We start from the raw sequence: 2,517 nt of genomic DNA, 5'->3' as shown, positions 1-2,517 counted from the left end.
TCACAATCTTAAGTTACAACTAAAAAAACAACCTCTTTAAAATCACTTCTAAAGAGGTTGGTTTTTATGATTATTTTGAAAAGTTTGTTTTTTTGAAGTGTTGTGCAACAGCTACGGCTGTTAGCCGTTCGGTGTTTTGTTTTTCGCTATTTGCCACTCTTTCTTCTGTTTTCTTCTCTGCTCAACATTTGGCAATTTTCTTCTATTGTTTTACCACCTAAACGCCAAGGTGTAATGTGGTCGGCTTCCATTTCTGAAATGTCAAAATGTTTTTTACTTATTGCACAAATTCCTTTTTGTTTTTCGTAAACTTTTTGTTTTATACTGTCCGAAAAAGTTCTAATTCCTAAATGTCTTTCGTCTCGTGTCAAAATATAAGCGTAAATTCCGCTCTTTTTTTCAACGTCATCGTCTGCGATTAATCTTGCAGTTTCTTCTTCTATTGCTTTTGTGTCGTAAACAACATCTTTATATTTGTTGTATAGGAAACCCCACTGAATACCTTTCATAAACTTTTTACGCTTGTTCGTAAAAGTCGCATCAACCCAAGTAATTACTGATTGAAAATACATCCACAATGCAGTTGCGTTAGGGTCGTGCTGGTGTTTAGCCATATATAATTTTATGCCGTCATTACTATCATCGTTATTTATCCAACCAATTGCAGTTTCTAAATATTCTTGTCTAATTGGCGAACCAATTAAATAATCACTTCCAATATTGAAAGCTACACAACCTGTTTTACTAAAATATCTTTTAGCATCAGAAACCCAACTACCTGTAAAAACTGCGTTTCGCAGTTCTTGTGGAGTTAATTTTTCTCCTGCTATGTTTATGGTTTCAAACCATTCTAATTTTTCGCTTTCTGTTCCACTACAAACATAAACCATAAGTTTGTAGTTTAAGATTTGTTCTTTTTCGTCATTTTTCAGATTATGGAAATAACGGCTCTGATAAGCAAAATCTCCGTTTACATATTGACAAATTGAAATAGTTCTTTGTTGTCCGTCAATTACTTCAAAAGTTCTGTCTTCACGAACTGCCCAATACATTACATTTAAAGGAAAGTTTTTTATAATTGTATTTATTACTGCATCACGTTGTTTGTCCTTGTAAATAAATTCACGTTGATAAGGTGGACGAATGTCCAACTTGCCACCAAAGCCAACAACACCATTTTCTGCGTTATCTTCAAAGTCGGTAGATAATTCTCTTATCGTTATTTCTTTAAGTTCTATGTTCATAGTTTTTTATTCTTAATTAAAATTCTTGCATATGGTACTTCTACAATGTTATTTTTCATCATATATAAGTCGCCATCAACTGCACCACGTTTTTGAATTTCTTTTCTGTATTTTTTGTGTTCTAACTTGTATGGTTGAACACCAACTTCAATACCTGAATTTGAAATTCCCAAACCGATTATCTCGAATTGGTCAGGATTATATTTGTCTAAAAATGTTATTGGAACACCCATTATGCCACTGTAATCAACTGGTATTTGTTTTGTAACATCAACATTAATTGCGTCAAAGTTTTCATAAGTAGAAAATTCTTCGGGTGAATATTTTTTAAATAGTATTAAATCTTCGTGTCGCTTGTTTATGTCAAGGTTTGTAAACCAATGAACGCCCGAAACTCTTATCATTCCTTCTTTATGGTCGCCTGCTGTTGCGTAATCTTCGTATTGTGTGTTTATAAAATGTCCTGCACCGCCTGTAAAACCAAAGCCAAGCCAAAGTTTATCTTCTTTAATTAGCTTAAAAATTTCTTTGTAAGTAATTGCGTTTTGATGTCCAACAATTACAAATTTTTTGTCGTATTCAATTAGTTGGGCAACATATTCTCTAAAAAGTGAGAATGGTGGGTTTGTAACAACTATGTCGGCTTGTTTTAAAAGTTCAATACATTCAGCACTTCTAAAATCTCCATCGCCTTGTAAGTGTTTAATTCCAATTTCTTCTGGGTTTGGAACGTTGTCGCCATTCTTGTCGCCATCATATTCTAAATAAATGGCTTTTTCAGAAGCATTTTGGCTAAACAAGTCCATATCTTGACTTTTATAGCAAGTCGCAATAAGTTTTTTAAGTCCGAATTTTTCAAAGTTGTATGAAAAAAAATGAAAGAAGTTACTAACTCTTGGGTCATCACAATTGCATAGTACAACTTTATCCTTAAAATGCTTTTTATAATGTTTTAACTCTTTCTCAATATCAGATAGTTGAGTATAAAACTCGTCTTTCTTATTTGCTTTTGCAAGAGTTAAATTTGTATTCTGTGATTTTTTAGCCATTAATTTATTGTCAATTCGTTAATTCGCAAATTTACGATTTTTATTTCTGTTATTTGTTGGTATGTCTGTCGGTTTTGCGGTTCGCTACACTGACGGCTAACGTCAGACTGTGAAAAAACCTCACACCCGAGCGATAGCGAACTGACGAAGTAATCTTATTAACAAATATAACTAAAAAACTTGCATACAAAATACAAAAATCGTATTTTTAAACATGCAACATA

The 2,517-nt window shown here is 32.6% G+C and carries 2 protein-coding genes; both read right to left on the bottom strand.

The features are described from left to right. Window positions 1-146: 146 nt before the first annotated feature. On the bottom strand, window positions 147-1,244 hold the full coding sequence (locus tag ACIQ2X_RS15700; RefSeq protein WP_396179914.1) for an HNH endonuclease family protein: 1,098 nt from the start codon (window positions 1,242-1,244) through the stop codon (window positions 147-149). Then, entirely contained in the window at window positions 1,241-2,293 is a 1,053-nt protein-coding gene (locus ACIQ2X_RS15695) for an adenine-specific methyltransferase EcoRI family protein (RefSeq protein WP_396179913.1), read from the bottom strand. Before ACIQ2X_RS15695 ends, ACIQ2X_RS15700 begins: the two co-directional genes overlap by 4 nt. Window positions 2,294-2,517 lie beyond the last annotated feature (224 nt).

This window comes from Flavobacterium sp., assembly GCF_044368625.1.
GTDB lineage: Bacteria > Bacteroidota > Bacteroidia > Flavobacteriales > Flavobacteriaceae > Flavobacterium.
The sequence above is the reverse complement of the archived record's forward strand: the minus strand, read 5'-3'. Positions and strand labels throughout refer to the sequence as shown.